This window comes from Halomonas sp. SIMBA_159, assembly GCF_046536035.1.
In the GTDB taxonomy this organism is placed as follows: Bacteria; Pseudomonadota; Gammaproteobacteria; order Pseudomonadales; family Halomonadaceae; genus Vreelandella; species Vreelandella venusta_A.
This window is the reverse complement of sequence record NZ_JAWJBT010000025.1, coordinates 24,555-44,470: the sequence shown is the minus strand read 5'-3', so window position 1 is coordinate 44,470 and position 19,916 is coordinate 24,555. Positions and strand designations below refer to the sequence as shown.

The window sequence follows — 19,916 nt, the reverse complement described above, 5'->3', positions numbered from 1 at the left end:
ACCTAACTTTGGAGTTACCCATGACCACTAGCACCGCTACCACCACCGCTCTTCCTTACGCTACTCACGCAGAAGACGGCAAGATCATTTGTCAGCTTGATGGCCAAGCCGTTCACGTCATTCAGACCTACCTGACCAAAAACCACCCGTCTGTGAGCCTGGATGCCTATCGTGATCGCTTTCCTGACGCGCCGCTTTTATCCGAGGCTGCCAAGAAGGCCCTGAAGAAAAAGCGTGAAGAGGCTGAGTCCATCAAGACTCACATGGCTGGCGTAAGCGCCGTCGCAGAAACTAAGGTGGTCTCGCTTCGTAAGAAAGCCCCTGATTATGGCATCCGCACCGCTGACGTATTAAAGCTGATTCCTAATGTAAAAGGTGTTCCGGCCTCCACCTCCATTCCGGTTTCTGTTTTTGAGACTCACGAACATCAGGAAATGGTGCCAGAGACAGACGGTGATTATATCTGGAACCCTGAAGTGCTTCGCGACTGCATCGCCGCAATGGATTACAACATTCCTGCTTATTTCTGGGGTCACGCAGGCACCGGCAAGTCGACCACCTGGGAGCAATACGCGGCTTACACCAACCGCCCCTTCATCCGTATCCAGCACACGGCCAACACCGAAGAGTCTCATATCGTTGGTCAAATGCTTGCTAACGAGAACGGCACCTACTTTGAACCTGGGCCACTTGCGCTCGCTATGCGCTACGGCTGGGTGTATCTGGCTGACGAATACGACTTTGCATTCCCTCAAGTGCTGGGCGTCTACCAGCCCGTGCTAGAAGGCAAAGCGTTGATTATCAAAGAGGCCCCTCAAGAGTGGCGTCGCGTCGACCCACACCCGCAATTCCGCTTTGTAGGCACTGGCAACACGAACGGATCTGGAGACGAAACCGGTCTGTATCAGGGCACCAATCTTCAGAACGCGGCCAACTACTCTCGCTTCGGTATCGTCACGAAGGTGGAGTATATGGACCAGGAAGATGAGGCTCAAATGATTGAGGCGAAAGCGAAGATTCACGCTGACAAAGCGAAAGAGCTGGTCAAGTTTGCCACCCGTGTCCGTGAGTCCTACGACCGTGGAGAGATCACCAACACCATTGGCCCGCGTGAGCTGCTTTTCGCTGCCAAGTTAGGTGCACTGTTCGGTGGCGATTTCAAAGCGGGCCTTAATCGCGCCTTTATCAACAAGATGCCCTCCTCGTCGGCGTTGGCGGTTCGTGAAGTCTGCGACCGAATTTTCGCTTAAATCATAAGTAATAGGTGACTTACAAATGCTCGGTTGCATCAACAGTGCTGTGGTTTTCTCGCCTGAATCGAGCGCTTGTCGTGACTGCCCTTACTTTGAGGGCTGTCATAAAAACGCACTGGCGCTGACACAGCAAAAACGTCCAAACGCCAGTGCGGCTTTCTTATCCGTCAATTACTCAACCAACGCCTCAGATGTCGAAGACATTCTCGACATTCGCCTATCTTCCGGCAGCGAGCGCGTTAAAAACCAAGCCCTCTTGCTCAATCGCAAGGGCTTCTCTTTTTCAAAAGCCAGAGCGCTGATCAAAGCCGGAAAGAACCCCCTCAATGGCTTCCGCACACAGCGCGCCTTCATCACGATTTTCGACCACCTGCTTAGCGAGGGGAAAGTCAGAAAAAGTGACCTCGTTAAGCACGTTATTGCCGTTCATCAGTGCAGCGCCTCCACCGCATCCAGCTTAGTGTCCGATGCTCTCGGGCTGGGCGAGTTGATGAAGGTCGTGACGACCACTCGATTTACCGCTGAAATCAGCATTAAGGACGACAAATGACCATTTTGTTTGCCAGAAGTCACTTCAGCATTGGCGAATCAACACTCACGCCAAAAGCTATCGCAGCAAAAGCAAAAGCTATGGGTCACAACGCCGCGTGCCTCATTGACACGATGAACATCAGCGGAATGATTGCCTTCTCTAAGGCAGCCAAAGAGGCAGGCATTAAGCCCATCGTCGGAGTCAGAGTGCGTATAGTGCCTGACCCGCTGCATCGTAAGCCTAAAAAGGGCGACACTCATGCCGACAAGCCAAACCCTGAAAGCTATCACGACCTGATCATCAAAAATGACGATGGCTTGCAAGATGTGTTTGAGCTGCTATCCAGAGCCTACAGTCGTGACTACTTTTACTACCGCGCTCGCGTGGGTTTCGCTGATCTGAACGATATGATCGCGAAGGGCAATCTCATAGCGCTCAATAGCGACGCTTACAGCGTTTGCCACTCGACAGACTATGCAGATGCTATCCAGAAGATTCCCAGCGCTCAGAACGCAAATTTGAGCGTTCTAGCGATACAACCAATCCACACTCCTTACTACGATCAGCACAATAAGCGCGTCCTGGCGTTAGCTGAGAAAACGGGGCAGCGTGTCATTGCTTATTTGCCCTGTTATTACGAAGAAGGTGAGGCTGACACCAAAGACGTTTACCGCGTCATCACGGAAAACAGCCAGGTCGACAGTCCGTTTACCCGCATACCCTACACACGAGACCAGCACCCTCAATCAGCACCCTCTCTGGTTGAAGCACTCAAGGGCTTTGCAAAGCGAACGGGCTGCAAAGTCAGTAGCGCGATGATCCGCGACCACGACTGGCTCTGCGATCAGGTCACCTACGAGTGGCATAAGCTGCCTATTTCGCTGCCTGAGCTTGCCGAAGATGAGAACGCCGAACTGGTCAACTTGTGCAAGGTCGGCTGGCGTGAGCGATTCTCGGCTCCCGTAATGGGCCATCAGCCAACCGGCGCTGAAGTGGCGGTCTATCGAGACCGATTTAAATTTGAACTCTCAACGCTCAAAAGCATGGGGTTTGCTGGCTACTTCTTGCTAGTCAGCCAGATAACTCGTTGGTCTAAGCTAAACGGCATTGGAGTTGGGCCTGGACGCGGATCAGTCGGTGGCTCTTTGGTGGCCTACCTGATCGGAATCACTGACGTTGACCCGATTCGCTTCGGCCTAATTTTTGAGCGCTTCATCAACCCCGAACGTTTGGATTTGCCCGACGCCGACTTGGACTTTATGTCCTCTCGCCGTGAAGAAGTGATTAGCTACCTACGACAAACGTTTGGCGAGGATCGTGTGGCGGGCATCAGCAACTACGGTCAGCTTGGTGCCGCCTCTGCGCTTCGTGACGTTGGCCGCGTTCACGGCCTATCAAGCGTGGACATTTCGGTCTCGAAGCGTATACCGGCAGACACCACCCTGGAAGTCGCACAGGAAACCGTTGCCGAGATCGATGCGTTCTCTAAGACGCACCCAGACCTTTTCAATCACAGCCTTCGGCTTCAAGGAAAAATGCGCTCTTTCGGTAAGCACGCGGCGGGCATCATCGTGGGCGGCCGACCTTTGCGTCAGATGGCGGTGGTGGAGTCGAGAGGTGATGAGCCGGTCGTCAACTGGGACAAGCGCGTCTGTGAAGACATGGGAATGGTCAAGCTGGATATATTGGGTCTATCGAACCTGGATGTTATTCAGCAGACCGTAGAGCGTATCAAGACGCGGCACGGTATCGAGGTGGATCTGCTCAAAGAGCCTCTTGATCAGCCTGATGTTCTGGAGGCATTCACCCTCGGAAAAACCACCGCTATTTTCCAGTTTGAGTCATCTGGCATGAAGGGGCTGCTCACCAGCTTAGCCTATGCCGGAACGCTGACCTTTGAACAGCTTGTCGCGGCAACTGCGTTATATCGCCCAGGCCCAATGGAATCCGGCATGTTGGAGTCCTATGTGGCAATCACGAAAGGCTTCGAGTCACCGGACTACCCTCACCCGAACCTTATCCCCGTGCTGGAAGAGACCAAAGGCGTTTTTGTTTACCAAGAGCAGGTGATGCAGTCGGCTCAGGTGCTTGCTGGTTTCACGATGGCTCAAGCGGACGGCCTGCGTAAAGCGATGGGTAAGAAAGACGCAGATATGATGAGCAAGGTGCGTGAGGCTTGGGTGAAAGGCTGCGAGTCTCACTCCGGCATGAGTGCGCCTGACGCTGAAAGTCTGTTCGATAAAATCGAAAAGTTCGCGGGTTACGGGTTTAATAAATCACACAGTTGCGCCTACACCCTTCTTTCCTACTGGACGATGCTGCTCAAGGTGCGCTACCCCGCCGAGTTCTTCGCTTCGTGTATGTCGATCATGGACAGCGACCGCATCCCTGCCTTAGTGGGTGATGCAGCCAAGCACAACATCAAGATTGGCCCGCCCGACATCAACGCCTCGACCGCTCGCTACGAAATCAAACGGGATCCCGTCACCGGTCACGATATGCTGGTGGCACCGTTCAATTGCGTGGCCAACATCAGTGATAAGGGCGCAGCCTCCATCGTCGAGGGGCGAGAAAAGGCCGGCGGTTTCTTCACGGATCGAACTCAGTTTGAATTGTCGGTCAACAGGAGAGTCGTCAACAAGCGTGTTATTGACCATTTGGAGCGCGTAGGAGCGTTTGCATCCATCACCTCTGGCACCCCCCCTGCAACGGATAAATCGCGCTTAAAAGATCAGCTTACGCTCATGCCTGGGGTCATTCAGAAGGTGGCCACCATTGATCGCGATATGATCGTGGACAAGGGGACTCATGCGCGGCTGCTGTCTATCGTGAACGACTACTCCACCGTCTTTGATGACCGCTGGGTGTCGGTGCCTCGCATCGGCAAAAAGTCGAAAATCATGGTGGTGTTCGATGCACCCTCTTGGTCAGACGAAAACGAAGGTCGACTGGTATCTGGCAAGCCCTACACGTCTTGGAACGAGGCTATCAAGGCGGCTGGCCTGACCCACGAAAACTTCTACTACACCACTCTGATGAAGTTCGTGAAGCCTAAATCTGACGAGGAAGGCGGTGTAGACGGCTTCAGCAACGAGGAGATTAGCGTCTGCGGTGAGTTCTTGGATCGTGAGGTCGCAGAGCTAGACCCTCCGGTGATTTTGACAATGGGGTCTCTCGCGACACGCCATTTCAGCGATGATCAGAAGAAGAAGCCAGGTGAAATGATCGGCAAGAGCAGCTACAACGCCGCTGCTGACCGGACAGTAGTCTATGGCTTCAGCCAGGGTCGCATCTACTTCAACCCAGAACTGGGGGCTGAGCTGGTCAAATGCCTGAGTAAAGCGATTGAGGCAGCGGGTATTTAGTTCGCCAGTATTAAGGGAGGCGAATCAAGTCTCCCAAATAAATTACCGCTTCATCTTAATTATCAATCGCTGTTACTGTTAGGCTTTCTTCAGATGGCAAGGAGGTATGATGCGACATTTGGTGGCTGCAATTTTCCTCTGGTCCCTGTCGAATGCTGCCTGCGCCCAAGGAGAGGTTACCCCACAAGGCGACATGGCCATTCTAAGACTTTATCAAGCCAGCATCAGTTGTGCTGTAATCCAAGAGGTCAATCCAGAAGCAGTAGGCATTGAGTCGAGCAACTATTTTAGCGACGCCGTTAGTCTTTACGCCCTCTACCACAGCATGTCTGAGAGCGAGTCGGAACTTCATCAAGAAGGTTGGATGGAGGTCGGGACTGGAGAGACTGCCATCAAGGCGCAAGGTCTTCGGTCTAGCGCAATGGCTAACGATTATCTGAGGCCATTTCTGCAAAGAGCCGACGTAAGCAACTGTAATGAAATTAGATTTTCTGCAAACGACGTCCTCTCGCATTACGGACTAAGATTGCCATAGATTTTTCTGCCGTTTATTTTTAGCCTGATCGTGTATCGTGTGGTCAGCTTTTACAGCAACATTGTCATGGACGACCGTCATGCCAAATATGTCTACTAATTTCGTCAAAGCCTACGAGCGTTTTGTGCTGGTCGCTAAAGTCCTTTTTGACGGGCTAGACCGAGTGGGTGTAACAATTTTGGCGCTCAGTATCATAGGCGGATTACTCGCCCCAAAAACCAGTGCAATGACTACCGATAGCGCTTTCACAGGAGCTTTTATCGGGTTTGCTCTCATGATGGTGGGCGGCTACGCGAAAGATAGGGCGGATGCTACACTTAAAACGATCAGAGAAGTATTGCGTGCCGAAGATGAAACTGGAGAACAGCCATGACTTCCGAAAATTGGATTATGATCTCGCCAGCGCTGGTCTTGATTGTAATCGCTATAGTCCTGATTCCCTTTGTAAACCGTGCAAATGCCAAGTTTTCTCGAATGGCTCACGACGTGCGTCAAGCTAAGTCACGCCCGGAAAAAGACACCAGTTTCGCTCATAACCTATCGAAGCTAGAAGCTCAAACCAATCGACTAACAGGTGCAATTGAGGCTTTGTCTCGAAAATTTGAAGAAGCCGGTGCAAAAGATACTGCGACAAGGCCTTTTAAGCGAAGATTTGCCAAAAATAAAGATGTCGCGAGTCGATCTCTCGACCTAACTGATCATTTATTTAGCGCTACTACCTCTCCTGCGGCTTCACTGGCAGAATTAGAAAGTCTCTTAGATTCACAGCGAGACAAGCCAGCGGTTTTCGTTAAACCCATCATTCCTAATTTTGGGAAAGAGTCAAATTAGGACTTGATCCAAACCTTAGCCCGCTCATGCGGGCTTTTTTGTGCCTGTCTTGCTGACCAAGAAGTTTTGCTACTCGAACCAATAAGTAATAGCTTACTATAAATAGTCGCAAATATGAGCTTGGAATCAGCTTATGCAAATTACTTATCTAGGATTTTGTGCATTGGGCGGATTGACCAACCCCAACCTGTTTACACGCAACGTGTATCTGGGAGGTCACTACATGCACACGACCTATTGGATGAGAGATTAGGGAGTAAAGATAGCGGAATATGCGAGACGGGATGCTATAGAGATCGATACTGAAGGCGTCCACTGCCGAGCAGAATCCAAGATAACCAATTGAATGTAATGGAAAAGTTGCTAGCAGAGCTACAGCGCACCGCTCAAAGCTGACATATCATTAACACGTAGCACAACACACAGAGAGACCTATCATGCTAGACGTCTTGAAATACATGGTAATTACCGCAGCGGGCATGGCCGTTATCGAAGCTCACGCGGTCGACACGCCCTTCTCAACCCCGAAGGATTATGCCGACTTCAACGTGTCGATCACCAAGACCGTATTGCAAGCCCCTGAATGCGCCCGCGCTTCTCAGGCGGTTATGAGCACAATGCCCTCAGAATGGAACGGGCTTTCTTCCATCGCCAACAGCTACGAAACCATCGGTGAATTGCCGGTGCTATCCAGCGAGATTGCCGAGATTCGCGATCTATCGATCCACCTCGAAAATCCTGACCTTTTGACAGCTCGATGCGCCTTTTTGATGGGGCAAGCCTACGGCAGCGCTGCGGGGTATTTTTTCTTCTCTGAAATGTAAGTAACTGGTGACTTACTAAAAGCGCAAGTATAAGATTGCGGTGTCTGATCTCGGTCAGACCCGCTCTTTAACAAGGAAATCACCATGACCAAAGAGGTTCAGAACCTTATTGACCCCAAGCAGCTCAAGGAGGATGTGTCATTCAACTCCACCGACCTTGACGCGATGTGGTCAACTCAAGCGGGGTTATACGTCCGCTACGGTGTTATCTCTGCGCGAGCCGATCACCAAGCGGCAGCGTTCAAGAACCGTCTCAGCATCATTGAGGCTGAACTTGGAAAGGCGGCCCGTGAAGAGCTTCCGAAAACCGGAGTTAAGGTGACGGAAGGGACAGTGAAGGAGTTCGTGGCCAGTCATCCACGGATGCTGAAGGCTCACGACGACTTCAACAAGGCGACTCTAATCTCGAACCTAGCGAAAACAGCGCTGGAAGCGCTACGCCAGCGACGAGATATGATCGTTCAAGCCTCCAAGCATCATCTGGAGCAAATGGTGATGAAAGATAGCTTCAAGGGCGGCTCTTCAGCTCGGGACGAGGCTCGCGCTCAACTGGCCGAGTCCATTCGCAACCGTGAAGAGCGTCTTTCGCACTAAATAGTAACTAATCGCTTACTTCCCTTTAACGCAAGCGATAGAATATCTACTCCGCTTGAGCGGATAGACGAAAAACTAAAAAACCACACTGAAACGAGGCTTTACCATGTCAGGATCATTAGCTGCTCTTAAATCCCGTCTGAACAACCGCAAAGCTGAAGCGGCTGCGAAGAAAGCGCAATACATTCGCCCTCACAAGTTCGCCCCAGGCAAAAACCGCGTTCGCATTCTTCCTGGCTGGAACGCTGCATCACCCGACGTCTTCTATCACGACTACGGTATGCACTACGTGAAAGATCGCGAGAACAAGACAGCGGCGGTCTATGTTTGCACCGACAAGACCTACGGTAAGGATTGTCCTGTCTGCTCCGCTGTTTATGAGGGCATCCGCTTAGCGAAAGATACTGGCAACACTTCGATGGAGAAGTTGATCAGTCAAGCTCGCGCCACCCCACGTGTCCTGGTCAATGCGCTGATTCGCGAAAGCGATGAGCCTAATAAGCCGGTCATCCTTGAGCTACCTTCTGGTGTTTTTGATCAGATGGTTGACCAGATGATGACGTTTGCTGATGACGGCGTAGATGTGCTGTCCGTCACAGAAGGTCACGACTTTATCGTCACCAAGTCTGGCTCCGGTCTGGATACGGAATACTCCGTTTCTCTGGCACCCAAGCCGACCGCTGTGACATACGACGTCTCTTTGGTGGTCGACTTGGCAGCTTATTGCTCTCAAGAGTCTGAGCAAGGCTTGCTGAAGGCAGTGAACGCCACCACTGCGGTCACAGGCTTACCCGCTCCTAAGTCGATGGCGTTGGCTGCTCCGGCTCGCACTGGCACTCACGGTGGTAGCGAGGCAGGTGCATTCATCACTCCGCCCGCAACTGCTACGGTCGCTGTGAGCGCCCCCGCTGCTGCGGTAGGTGCTGCCGCCGTTCTAAGCGCTGCCGCTTCTGCTGCGGATGAAGCTGAAAAAGAGCTGGCCGCGCTGGAAGGTGAGCTGATGGAAGAAGCGCCCTGGGAAGCTGATGAGGTGGTTGTCGAGCCTACACCGGCTCCGGCAGCAAGCGCTGCACCCTCTGTTGATCTTGCTGAAGAGATTAACGCCTCTGACGATGACCTCGACTCCATTCTGGACGGACTGGACGACCTCTAAGCAATCGCAAACAGGGAGCCGCAAGGCTCCCTTCTCAGTTGGAGCGACAAATATGCGATATGCCTTTTTCGACAGCCACGCCATAGGTTACGCCGCTCAGGACGGCATGAAACTAACCGTAAACGACCGAGAGGTGCAGGCCATCTTCGGATCGATCAAAAGCGTTCGTCGTTACGTTAATGAGCTGAAAGCTCGCCCCATCATGCTTTGGGACGGAAAAGCCAAGTGGCGCTACGACTTGTTCCCTGACTACAAGGCCAAGCGAGGTAAAGAGCCTGATCCCCGCGTGCAGCACATGCGCGCCTGCTTTCGTGATCAACGCGAAGACATCAAGCGCGGTCTGGGCCTGCTGGGAGTCCCTTCTCTCTATGCCGAAGACTTTGAGGCGGATGATTTAGCTGGGCATCTAGTTCAAACCTACACCGCTCAAGGCAAGCAGGTCTTCATGATCACGGGTGACCACGACTGGAAGCAGCTCATTAGTGACAAGGCCACCTGGGTAAATCACAAGGACGGACGGATGGTTCATGCCGGCACGTTTGCAGAGAACACCGGTTATCTGACCCCCACCGCTTTCGTTCAGGGCAAAGCGCTGTTCGGCGATAACTCCGACGAGATCCCAGGCGTAGGGCGAATCGGCGAGAAGTCTGCCCCGGAAATTCTTGCTCAGTATGGCGACGTGAAGACCTTTATCCAGCGCATTCGCGATGACGTGGCGGCAGGACGGAAAGTCCCTAAAGCCTATCGCGACTTTGCAATGGGCGAAAAATCACCGAAAGAGCCTGCGATGACTCGCATCCAGGTGTTTAAGCGAAACGTCAAGCTGATGAATTTGCTGTCTGGCCCCAAACCAACCGGCGTTCAGGTGCTTTATCGAGACGCTATGGATTTGGATGGCTTTCGCGACTTTTGTCGTGAATTTGCCTTCAACTCAATTCTCAACGACTTCGATGCCTTCGTAGAACCCTTTATTGACCACTGCGTAACCACTAATACCAAGAGAGAAACAGCATGAGCAAGCCAAGCGATTTAGCCAAAGAAATCATGAGCGCCATCGGTGCAAACGACGAAGTGTCCACCGTAAAAATCTGGTTGGATACCGGCTTTCCTCCTCTGAACCGCATTGTTAGTGGCCGTTACTACGGTGGCGGTATGCCCTCTGGTCGAGTGATCGAGCTGTCAGGGCCAGAATCATCGGGTAAGACGGCCATTGCCAACGAGATCATGAAGTCGGCTCAGCGCATGGAAGGTATCGCCGCCTTCTTTGATCATGAGCGTAGCTTTGATACCGACCTGGCTGAACGAGGTGGTCTTGATGTAACGCCAGGTCGCTTCGTCTTCAAGCGCGGTAAGACCTACGAACAGACCGTCGTCGAGACGATCAAGCTGCTGCGTGTGGTGCGTGAGAAGAAGCTGATCCCTAAAGAAGCGCCGATTGCGATTGTGTGGGACTCGCTGGCGTCGATGGTGCCACAGCAGATCGCCGAGAAGTCAGCCGACGCGCTCAATATGAACGACAACACTGCTTTGGCACGGGCAACGTCCGCTTCGTTCAAGTTGATTGCTCAGGCGTGCGACGATTACAACGCCATTCTGGTCGTGCTGAACCAAACGCGCACGAAGATCGGAGTGATGTTTGGTGACCCTACAACGACCCCTGGCGGTGACGCAGTGAAGTTCTACTGCTCGGTGCGCATTCGTCTCGGCAAGACGATGATTAAAAAGTCGGCCAGTGATAGCACCAAAATTGGACAGCAGATTGGTGCCGAGTGCATCAAGAACAAGGTCTCGGTGCCGTTCCGCAAGTGCAAGTGGAATTTCATGTTTAACGAAGATGGCACTGGCAGTTTCGACATCGAAGGGTCGCTGGTCGAATATCTCTGTGAGCATGAAATTGTCGAGCCAGGGGGCAAGACGTCCGCTTACTGCTATTGGGAGGGCGAGAAGATCACCAAAAAGAAGTTGGCCAACCTTATCCGCACCGATGAAACCGTCGCTGAAAAGGTTAAGGCGCTGCTGACGAAGGCGGATCCTGACGATCTGAAGGATCCGGTAGACGCCGCAGAAGAAGCCTAATTTTTCTGCTGGCTGCCTTGTTGGTAGTCGTCCTATAGTCATGGCCGTGATCAAAGGAGATTGGCGGCCATGACTGTGAAATTGAAACGCGCTCGCTGGGTAAAGCGGACAGATGCCGGGCGGTTCACCATCGAAACCGTTGCGGAAAAGAAACGCGAAGTGCTGTTGTGCGATACCTGCGGGATCAATGACCAGTGTCCAGTGAGGTTGATGATGGAAAAGGCAGAATCCTTTGTCACCCTCTCTGTTCGTAATTGCGAAAAATACATCCCCTCTATTGGCTTCATGCCGCCGATGATTGGTCTGGAGCGTCAGTTCAACACGCTGCGTGTCGGTAAGGGTTGGTTTGAGCGTCTGCGCCCAAGCGACAAGATAGCGTTGGTAAATACAAAGACTGAAGAGATCGAGGGGTATGCGGAGGTAACGCACGTATATCACGGCAATTACAACGACATGCTGGAGTGTCATGCAGTCTACAACCACGTAGCTTGCAAACGAGCGCCTGGACAGTCCGCTCAAAGCTATGTCGGTGAAGTGCTGCGGAAGGCACACGGTCATTTTCTCAGCGAGAACTCCACGCTAACCGCGATTTACATGCGGAGACTGGAAAATGGCTTACGAATTAGGTCCAAAGAAGAAGTTGGAGCTGGTCAAGAAGGGTAAGCGTCTTTACGGTGCCATCGTCTCGTTGGATTCTGGCGAGAAAGTCTACATGGCTTACCGAAAACACAACGAGATTTATCGCTCTGGCGAAATGCGTCTCGGGGATGCCATCAAGAAGGGCGTAGCGGCCTGGGCAATGGACGACGAGACCCTCCAAATCATGCGCGCTCACGGCATCAAAGTCGTGGGCGTTTTTGTTCGTGATACCGGCGACCGCTACGTTACTAGCATCGACAACTACTTCGACAAAACCAAGATCAAGATTCTTAACTATGCATCTCGGGGAGGTGCCTTGCAGCGATACTTGCCATTAAAGTATTTTGTCCTCCGAAAATCAAAGAAGACAAAGCTAGATTAACCAATGGGGATAGCTAGGGATGGATGAGGTAGTTACAAAGGGACTGCGGTCAGGAATGACATTTATGTGGGTGATGATGAGCGTGATGATGATTATCGCGGTCCCTATCTTTTTTGGCACACCCATATACTTTTTCTACTGTCTTATTGAATACAACTTTACACCCTTGGAGCTTGATAGGTGGTTTTTAGCCAAGTTCTTTTCTAACTACTGGGATGTTCTAAAGACTTTCGCTTGGTCCATTGCGGCTTTCTGCGGGCTGATTCAACTACTCATACTTATCACTCCTGTAAGGATGCTCAAAATTGCAGCTTATCTGGAGGGAATTAACCCGCCAAGCAATGTTGAAACAGGCAAGGTTTGGGTGCGTGGTCATTACAGAAAAAAATAACCGTTAAGTGGAAGTTATAACTCACCAATAGCGATTGCTTTATCTTTCGTAGTGCATTTAATCAAAGCAAATAGTAAGTAACAAATGACTTATTAAGGAACCTCTATGCGTTACGGCATCATTTCAGACACTCATTACCACTCTTGGTCAGCCTTTTCTAAGCAAGAGGAGCATATCAACAGTCGTCTCGCCATTCTCATCGCAGAAACACGAAAGGCCGCTATCCACATGAAGGATGCTGGCTGCTCTGCTCTCTTCCACACGGGCGATCTGTTTCATGTTCGGGGTCGCGTTTCCCCGTCAGTGTTAAACCCCGTCGTCGACCTCTACAACGAAATCGTCAACGACATCGGCCTTCCAGTCTTTCTGCTGGCGGGCAATCACGACCTTGAATTCGAGGACTCCAACCGTATCGGCAATAGCGGCGAGTCTCTTCGTCACACTGGCGTTCGCGTAGTGTCAGAAGCGCCCTACTTCGACCGTGATCATCGCGTGTTGATGATCCCCTGGCACGCCAAACAAAAAGAGCTGCTGAGCGTCATCGCCAATGAGCTTCTAGGCGGTATCGATCCGCACGATGTCACGCTCATGATTCACGCCCCGATCAACGAGATCATTCCTGGCCTACCAGATCACGGCATCGATCCCGATTTTCTGGCGGATTTTGGTTTCAAAAACGTCTTTTCTGGCCATTACCACAATTTTAAGCGTGTTCGACCTAGCGTCTTCTCAGTGGGCGCTCTAACGCACCAAAACTGGGGTGATGTGAACAGCAAGGCCGGTTACCTGATTGTCTCTGAAAGAGGCACTGCTAGCGATGTGCAGCACTTCGAGACCGACGCGCCCAAGTTCGTCAATATCGAGGAGGTCGACGAGGACTCTCTGGAGGTGGTGGCGGGTAACTACGTGCGCGCCCGCATCGAGATCGAAGAGGAAAAGGAGGTAGTTGCCTTCCGCGAGCTGCTGGTCGAAGAGCTAGGTGCTGCGGCCGCCCTCATCCTGCCCATTCGTAAAGAGAAGGTCATTACGCGCAAAGGTGCCGCGAAAACCAGCCTGGATCGCCTAGAAGACTCAATCACCCATTTTGTTAAGGCTAGCACCACTATCCCAGACCCCATCAAGGACGACGTAAATGCCGAAGTCCTACGCACGTTAGCGGAGATCGACCATGCAGTTTGAGCAGCTATCCGTCACCAATTTCTTGAGCTTTGCACAAGCCGACTTCCAGCTCGCCGGTCGTGGGTTGTTGCTCATTCAGGGCGTCAATCTGGAAAACGGAGGGGCGTCTAGTAACGGCTCCGGCAAGTCCTCCCTAGTTGACGCTATCTTTTGGTGTTTATTTGGTAAAACCGCACGCGGTATCAGCGCTGACGATGTGATCAACGACGCTGCGGGCAAAGAGAGTCGTGTGCTGCTGGTCGTCAAAGATGGCAGCGACGAATACGTTATTGCTCGGCACCGCAAGCACTCGAAAAACAAAAATCGCCTGACCGTCATTCAGAACGGGAAGGACATTACGATGGGCACCGATAAACAGACGCAAGAGCTGGTCAACAAAATCGTTGGCTCTTCAGAGTCCGTATTTGCCAGCTCAGTGTATGCCGGTCAGGAGGCCATGCCCGACTTGCCTATGCGCACTGATAAAGAGCTGAAGGCATTGGTTGAGGAGGCTGCGGGCATCGACCGACTCAACGAGGCTCATAAGCTACAGCGCGATAAAGCCAACCTTGTGAAGCGTGAAGTTGAGCAGCAGCAGTCAGAGGTAGAGAAGCTGCAAACTCGGCTACGTGACGAGAAAAATCAACTTGCTCGCTTCGAGGATACCGAGAACCAGTGGCGCATTGATCAAAAGCTCAAGGCGGATCGCTGCAAAGAGAATGCGAAATCCTACCGCGATAGCTATGTCGCCATGAATGTCGCGGATTTGCAGGCCAAAAAGACCGCACTTGAAGAGAAATTGGCTCAGGTGCGTAAGCGGATTGAGTCGACCGATGAAGAGCGCAAGAAACAGGCGAAACTTCAGTGGGAGGCTAATGATGCCGACACCAAGCTACGGCTGGCCGAAACCTACTTGAAGACAGCAGGTGAAAAGGTAAAAACGCTCAAGACGGCGCTAGATGGCGTCGATGGTCTGGTTGGAAAGCCCTGTGGTGAATGCGGCAAGCCTTACGCGGAACACGACCTGGATGATGCTCGCTCGCATCGTAAGAAAGCACTCACGGATGCCGTTGAGGAGTTCAAGCGTCTGAAGTTGGAATTAGATGCAGCACGGGATCGCTCTACAAGCGCTCAGGAGACGCTTACCAGCTTTGAAGCTGCGATGACTAGCATCAGCGAAGAAACGCGCTCAGAAAGCGAAACTCGCAGTTTAATCGGCAATATCGACGTTGAGCTGACAAAAGCTGGTCGACTGAAAATGCAAATTGAGTCAGAAGTCGAAAACGTCAAAAAAGCGATGGCTGAAACCAGTCCTTACGCCGACATGATCCGTGACTCTCATGCACGCATTACCGGCTTAATTACCGAGATCGATGCCGCTGTCGAAAAGCTAAAAGCCATCTCTCATCGCTGGAACGTGGCCCAGGCTGCCGTTGAGGTGCTGGGGACTTCTGGGGTTCGTGCGCACATTCTTGACCACGTTACCCCAATCTTGAATGAGCGAACGTCCCACTACCTGGGTCAATTATCAGAGGGCGAAATAAGCGCTACGTGGCAGACCATCAGTGCAACTAAAGGTGGGGAGCTGCGAGATAAGTTCGCCATCAATGTAGTGAACACCAAAGGCGCGAAGTCCTTCGGGGGGCTATCGGGCGGTGAGAAGCGAAAAGTGCGCATTGCAACGGCAATGGCACTTCAGGATTTAGTAGCCACGCGCTCAGCCAAATCAATTCCACTGTTCATATTCGACGAGATTGATCACGCCCTAGATTCGGATGGTCTTGAGCGCCTGATGTCGATCATGAAGGAAAAGGCTACCAAGTCCGGCACCGTGTTGGTGATTTCACATAACGATCTGAACCATTACATCAGTGATTCCGTCAGGGTCGTTAAAGAGCATGGCGTTAGCCGCCTGGAGGCATAAATGTCGACACTCGAAAGTCCATCCCAAACCACCCTTGATCAGCGCTGCGACTCTGCCATTGCAGCCATCCAGTTCGCTTTAGAGACCGACGAGGGTTTGGCGTTTCTGCGCTGTTGGAACGAGGGTGATTTTGACGCCATTCGAGATGAGTGGCCAGAGGCTCCAGACGAGGTCTTTATCGGAGCCGACCCACTACATCCTGATACCTCACTTTAACTACTGAGCAGCGTGCATCCCGTCGATGTGCGCTGCATATTGTAAGTAATTAGTGACTTATCATAGAGGCAGTAATGACACACGTTTACATCCCATCGCTACACAGTTTTTCACCCACCACCGATAGTGAGGCTGGCGACTTCGACTATCGGAAGGTGTTGTTACTAGCGGGTGCCAGACTCCCGCAGATCTTCACAGATGCCGTTCGTTCGCTGATCCACAGGGATGAGCTAATTTACGAATCGCCCTCCTATCGGGAATTTGAAATTGCGACAACTGAAGAATCTGCGTTTATCAACCTCTCGACCAGCACCTTCATCCCTCACGACATCGAGAGGTTTGAGTTTGTAACATTGGAAATGGAGAGCGAAGCGCACTTGCCGGAGCTGGCGTTCGGCATACGAATGCGCGATCAAAGTCTGGCTTTGCTGTCGGAGTCGGACTGCATAAGGATCTTCAGTAACATCCAACAGAGCGACCCCAATTCTGAGCCACTGTCCTTTGCAAAACTGATCAACGATCTCGCCTCCAGGTCATTTCATGAATACCGACGAGAGGATAAATGGCCGGTCGATCTGCCTAGCGGAGTGTGGAGATTTTTATCGATGGCAGAGACCCCTCATCGATTGACGCAATATCACGCTATCGAGATTGGCGAGCGAATCATGCGGCACAACAGACTCCCCTTCTTACTAGGAGGAAAAGTCATTGAACCAAAACCGAAGAGTATCGAGGTGCCTGATATTCCCGAGCTAGACCGCTCGTCGGCGTTTGAAGAGGCCAAGAAGATAAACCCCAACTTTGGCGCACTATCGTTTTAGGAGACTGATGTGGTCAAAGCGCCCTATTCCTGCCCTTTCTGCGGTCAAGACGCCTGGCATCATCCAAGCGACATAGACCCACCTGTAGATTACTGCCATGAGTCAGATCATGGCACGGAAGAGGATTACCAAGATGAATGAACTGAATGTGGTCGGATTTGACCCAAGCCTGCGAAATTGGGGGATTGCTGTTGGTCGGCTCAACCCAAGCAGTTTGAAGCTCACCATCGACACCCTGGACGTTATTCGCCCTGATCAGCCACAAGGAAAGCAGGTTCGTCAAAACTCCAAAGATGTCGAGGTGGCCTATCAGCTTTTTACGCGCAGCAAGCTAGCCGCTGGAGGTGCTCAGGCGGTCTTTGTTGAGGTGCCGGTAGGTAGCAAGAGCGCACGGGCGATGGCCTCGTATGGGGTCTGTGTGGGCGTTTTAGGGGCAATCCGAGGGTCGGGCATTCCCTTCTTTGAAGTGACGCCAGATCAGGTCAAGAAGATCTCGGTCGGCAAGAAAACTGCCTCCAAGGAGGAAATGATCGCTTGGGCAATGAGCAAGCATCCAGAGGCCCCCTGGCCTATGCAAACCAATAAAGGCGTTACCTCTGTTGTGGCGGGGTCTGCCGAGCACATGGCGGACGCCATCGCTGCTATTTACGCCGGTATGGCGACCGCTGAATTCCAACGCACGTTAGCCTTTCTAAAAGCTGCATGATGTAACCAATAGACCTCCTCGCTACAAAATCTAGTGCTTGACGGTGAATTTTGTCGCTGTCAAGCCTAGTAAGTAAGTCATCGCTTACTTATCATTGCCGTATCACCCACCCTGTAGGAAAGAAACATGCACGTAATTAAACGTGACGGCACCCGTCAGCCATTTAACCGAGAAAAAATTGAACGCGTTATGTTTTGGGCCGTTGGCGAACTGAAGAGCGTCAGCGTTGCCGCCATTGCCAAGATTGCTGAAGCCAGCGTTCGCGATGGCATGAGCACCAAAGAGCTTCACCACATCATCACGCAGGCCGCCGCTCAGCTCATTGGCACCGAACCTGGGTTTCATCCCAACTACGCCATCGTTGCCGGTCGTCTTGAAATGTTTCGAGCACGAAAAGAAGCCTATGGGCAATACAGCTACCCTCACCTAGCAGTATGGGCGCAAAAGCTGATTGACGAAGGCATCTACGACAAGTCGCTGCTCTGGCATTTCACCATTGATCAACTCAACGACTTGAACAGCTACATTCGGCCAGAGCGGGACATGCAGTTTCACTATGCTGGTGCGATGCAGATGACCACCAAGTATCTGATCAAGAACCGTGTGACGGGTCAGATTTACGATGCCCCTCAACACGCGGCCATGTTGATCGGAATGGCGGTGCTACCTACTCGCTATCATGGCGACGAGCTAATCCAGCAGATCAAAGACTTCTACGACGTGGTGACGACCTTTGAAGGCTCATTGCCTACGCCTATTTGGGGTGGTGTGCGCACTCCTCTGCGTCAATTCTCAAGTTGTGTGGTGGTTGAGGCCGGTGACTCCCTGCCAGAAATCAATGCGGCGTCTGACGTGGCCAGTCTTTACGGCGCTGCTCGTGCTGGCCTTGGTATCAACCCTGGCATGATTCGCGCTGAAGGCTCTCCGGTGCGTGGTGGCTTGGCGTATCACACCGGCATCGTGCCGTTCATCAAGAAGATCGAGGCGTCTGTTAAAGCCTGCTCTCAGGGCGGTATTCGTGGCGCATCGGCAACGCTCTTCTACCCCATTTGGCACCTTGAGTTTGAAAACCTCGTGGTGCTGAAAAACAACAAAGGTTTGGAGCTTAACCGCGCACGGCGGATGGATCACTGCTTTCAGATGAATGGCTATCTTCTGGAGCGTTTGCAGAAAGGCGAAAACATTACTCTGTTTAGCCCGCATGAAGTCCCTGGTCTTTACGATGCGTTCTTCGCTGACACCGCTAAGTGGATCGAGATTTACGAGGCTGCTGAGAAGAACCCCGCCTATCGCAAGGAGGTGAAGAGCGCGGTCGACCTCTTTACTCACCTTCTGCTTGAGCGGTTCGAGACCTCCCGCATTTACGTGATGAACGTTGACCACTGCAACACGCACAGCTCGTTCATTCAGGAAATTGCGCCGATTCGACAATCCAACCTTTGTATGGAGATCACGCTACCCACTAAGCCTCTTCAAAACGTCGATGACCCCAATGGCGAGGTATCTCTCTGCACACTGGCCGGTGTAAATATGGGCAAAGTGACCTCCAGAGCCGATCTGCGCCGCGTGGTGCGGGTTCTGGTGAACTTCCTTGATGCTCTTTTGGATTATCAGGATTACGTCGTCCCTGCTGCACGCAACGCCACGATGAAATATCGGCCGCTTGGCATCGGCATCACCAACTATGCCAACTGGCTGGCAAAAAGCGGCGCGCGTTATAGCGACGGCTCTGGCAACAACTTCACCCATGCCTACATGGAGTCGTTTCAGTATTACCTCATCGAAGCCTCGGTGGATCTGGCTAAGAAATTTGGCGCGGCCCCTGGCTTCCATGCCACGAAGTATTCGCGTGGCCTGATGCCTATCGATCACTACAAGAAAGCCGTCGACGAGCTTCACAGTGAGCTTTTACACATGGATTGGGACTCACTTCGGGCCGACGTCCTGCGTCACGGTATGCGCAACTGCACCCTTTCTGCGCTGATGCCTTGTGAATCTTCAAGCCAGGTATCCAACAGCACTAATGGCATCGAGCCGCCTCGTGAGCTGGTCTCTGTGAAGGGCAATGCGGATATGACCATTGCTCAGATCGTGCCGGATTATGAAACGCTGCAAGACGCCTATGAAACGCTATGGGAGATGCCTCATAACGAGGGCTATTTGGCCCTGGTGGCCATCATGCAGAAGTTTGTTGATCAGTCGATCAGCACCAACACCAACTACTACCCCGACCGGTTCAAGGGCGGCATGGTTCCGCTACAGGTGATCGCTCGCGAGCTTATGTTGGCCTATCGATGGGGTATTAAAACGTTGTATTACAACAACGTGAACGATGGGCAGGGCGTCGAGGAAACTGAGAAAGGCGCTAAGACCGAATCGGTAGAGATCGCCGAGGCATCTGCCAGCGAAGAGCTGACGAGCCTCAAGCAGCGGCAGTGGGAAGCTATTGCCAACGACGAATTGGGCTGCGATAGCGGCGCGTGCGCACTTTAATTTAACCCAGAGAGTAAGTAAGC

19 protein-coding genes are annotated in these 19,916 nt (G+C 52.2%); all 19 read left to right on the top strand.

The features are described 5' to 3' along the window. The first annotated feature begins 20 nt into the window (after positions 1-20). The gene (locus R0J87_RS15780; protein WP_498887352.1) at positions 21-1,250 is read left to right on the top strand and encodes an AAA family ATPase; all 1,230 of its coding nucleotides are present in this window, start codon (positions 21-23) and stop codon (positions 1,248-1,250) included. A 25-nt stretch (positions 1,251-1,275) separates the two neighbouring features. After that, complete coding sequence (locus R0J87_RS15775; RefSeq protein WP_498887350.1) at positions 1,276-1,803, top strand: hypothetical protein; 528 nt, start codon at positions 1,276-1,278, stop codon at positions 1,801-1,803. Then, positions 1,800-5,150 (top strand): DNA polymerase III subunit alpha, encoded by a 3,351-nt coding sequence (gene dnaE / locus R0J87_RS15770; RefSeq protein ID WP_498887348.1) that lies wholly within the window; start codon positions 1,800-1,802, stop codon positions 5,148-5,150. The genes R0J87_RS15775 and dnaE overlap by 4 nt, the downstream gene beginning before the upstream one ends. A 614-nt stretch (positions 5,151-5,764) precedes the next feature. Next, the gene (locus tag R0J87_RS15765; RefSeq protein ID WP_498887346.1) at positions 5,765-6,058 is read left to right on the top strand and encodes a hypothetical protein; all 294 of its coding nucleotides are present in this window, start codon (positions 5,765-5,767) and stop codon (positions 6,056-6,058) included. Next, entirely contained in the window at positions 6,055-6,516 is a 462-nt protein-coding gene (locus tag R0J87_RS15760; RefSeq protein WP_498887344.1) for a hypothetical protein, read from the top strand. Before R0J87_RS15765 ends, R0J87_RS15760 begins: the two co-directional genes overlap by 4 nt. A gap of 437 nt (positions 6,517-6,953) precedes the next feature. After that, complete coding sequence (locus R0J87_RS15755) at positions 6,954-7,340, top strand: hypothetical protein (protein ID WP_498887342.1); 387 nt, start codon at positions 6,954-6,956, stop codon at positions 7,338-7,340. Between the two features lie 84 nt (positions 7,341-7,424). Then, positions 7,425-7,934, top strand: coding sequence for a hypothetical protein (locus R0J87_RS15750; RefSeq protein ID WP_498887341.1), 510 nt, complete (start codon positions 7,425-7,427; stop codon positions 7,932-7,934). 106 nt (positions 7,935-8,040) lie between these two features. Next, positions 8,041-9,087 carry a hypothetical protein gene (locus R0J87_RS15745; protein WP_498887339.1) on the top strand — a complete coding sequence of 349 codons (1,047 nt, stop codon included), beginning with the start codon at positions 8,041-8,043 and terminating at the stop codon, positions 9,085-9,087. After that, positions 9,047-10,102, top strand: a complete 1,056-nt coding sequence (locus R0J87_RS15740; protein ID WP_498887338.1) for a 5'-3' exonuclease H3TH domain-containing protein — start codon at positions 9,047-9,049, stop codon at positions 10,100-10,102. Before R0J87_RS15745 ends, R0J87_RS15740 begins: the two co-directional genes overlap by 41 nt. Continuing rightward, positions 10,099-11,163 carry a RecA family protein gene (locus R0J87_RS15735; RefSeq protein WP_498887336.1) on the top strand — a complete coding sequence of 355 codons (1,065 nt, stop codon included), beginning with the start codon at positions 10,099-10,101 and terminating at the stop codon, positions 11,161-11,163. The genes R0J87_RS15740 and R0J87_RS15735 overlap by 4 nt, the downstream gene beginning before the upstream one ends. Before the next feature lie 69 nt (positions 11,164-11,232). Next, entirely contained in the window at positions 11,233-11,826 is a 594-nt protein-coding gene (locus tag R0J87_RS15730; RefSeq protein ID WP_498887335.1) for a hypothetical protein, read from the top strand. Then, on the top strand, positions 11,774-12,184 hold the full coding sequence (locus R0J87_RS15725) for a hypothetical protein (RefSeq protein ID WP_498887334.1): 411 nt from the start codon (positions 11,774-11,776) through the stop codon (positions 12,182-12,184). Before R0J87_RS15730 ends, R0J87_RS15725 begins: the two co-directional genes overlap by 53 nt. A gap of 19 nt (positions 12,185-12,203) precedes the next feature. After that, on the top strand, positions 12,204-12,575 hold the full coding sequence (locus tag R0J87_RS15720; RefSeq protein ID WP_498887333.1) for a hypothetical protein: 372 nt from the start codon (positions 12,204-12,206) through the stop codon (positions 12,573-12,575). 105 nt (positions 12,576-12,680) lie between these two features. After that, a complete protein-coding gene (locus tag R0J87_RS15715; protein WP_498887331.1) occupies positions 12,681-13,754 on the top strand; it encodes a metallophosphoesterase in 1,074 nt (357 codons plus the stop codon). Continuing rightward, positions 13,744-15,657 carry an AAA family ATPase gene (locus R0J87_RS15710; protein WP_498887329.1) on the top strand — a complete coding sequence of 638 codons (1,914 nt, stop codon included), beginning with the start codon at positions 13,744-13,746 and terminating at the stop codon, positions 15,655-15,657. Before R0J87_RS15715 ends, R0J87_RS15710 begins: the two co-directional genes overlap by 11 nt. Further along, on the top strand, positions 15,658-15,873 hold the full coding sequence (locus R0J87_RS15705; protein ID WP_498887328.1) for a hypothetical protein: 216 nt from the start codon (positions 15,658-15,660) through the stop codon (positions 15,871-15,873). It begins immediately after the preceding gene. Between the two features lie 74 nt (positions 15,874-15,947). Further along, positions 15,948-16,694 (top strand): hypothetical protein, encoded by a 747-nt coding sequence (locus R0J87_RS15700; protein WP_498887326.1) that lies wholly within the window; start codon positions 15,948-15,950, stop codon positions 16,692-16,694. A 133-nt stretch (positions 16,695-16,827) separates the two neighbouring features. Then, positions 16,828-17,400 (top strand): crossover junction endodeoxyribonuclease RuvC, encoded by a 573-nt coding sequence (locus R0J87_RS15695; protein WP_498887324.1) that lies wholly within the window; start codon positions 16,828-16,830, stop codon positions 17,398-17,400. Positions 17,401-17,526: 126 nt separating this feature from the next. Further along, entirely contained in the window at positions 17,527-19,893 is a 2,367-nt protein-coding gene (gene nrdA / locus R0J87_RS15690; protein WP_498887322.1) for a class 1a ribonucleoside-diphosphate reductase subunit alpha, read from the top strand. Positions 19,894-19,916: the final 23 nt, after the last annotated feature.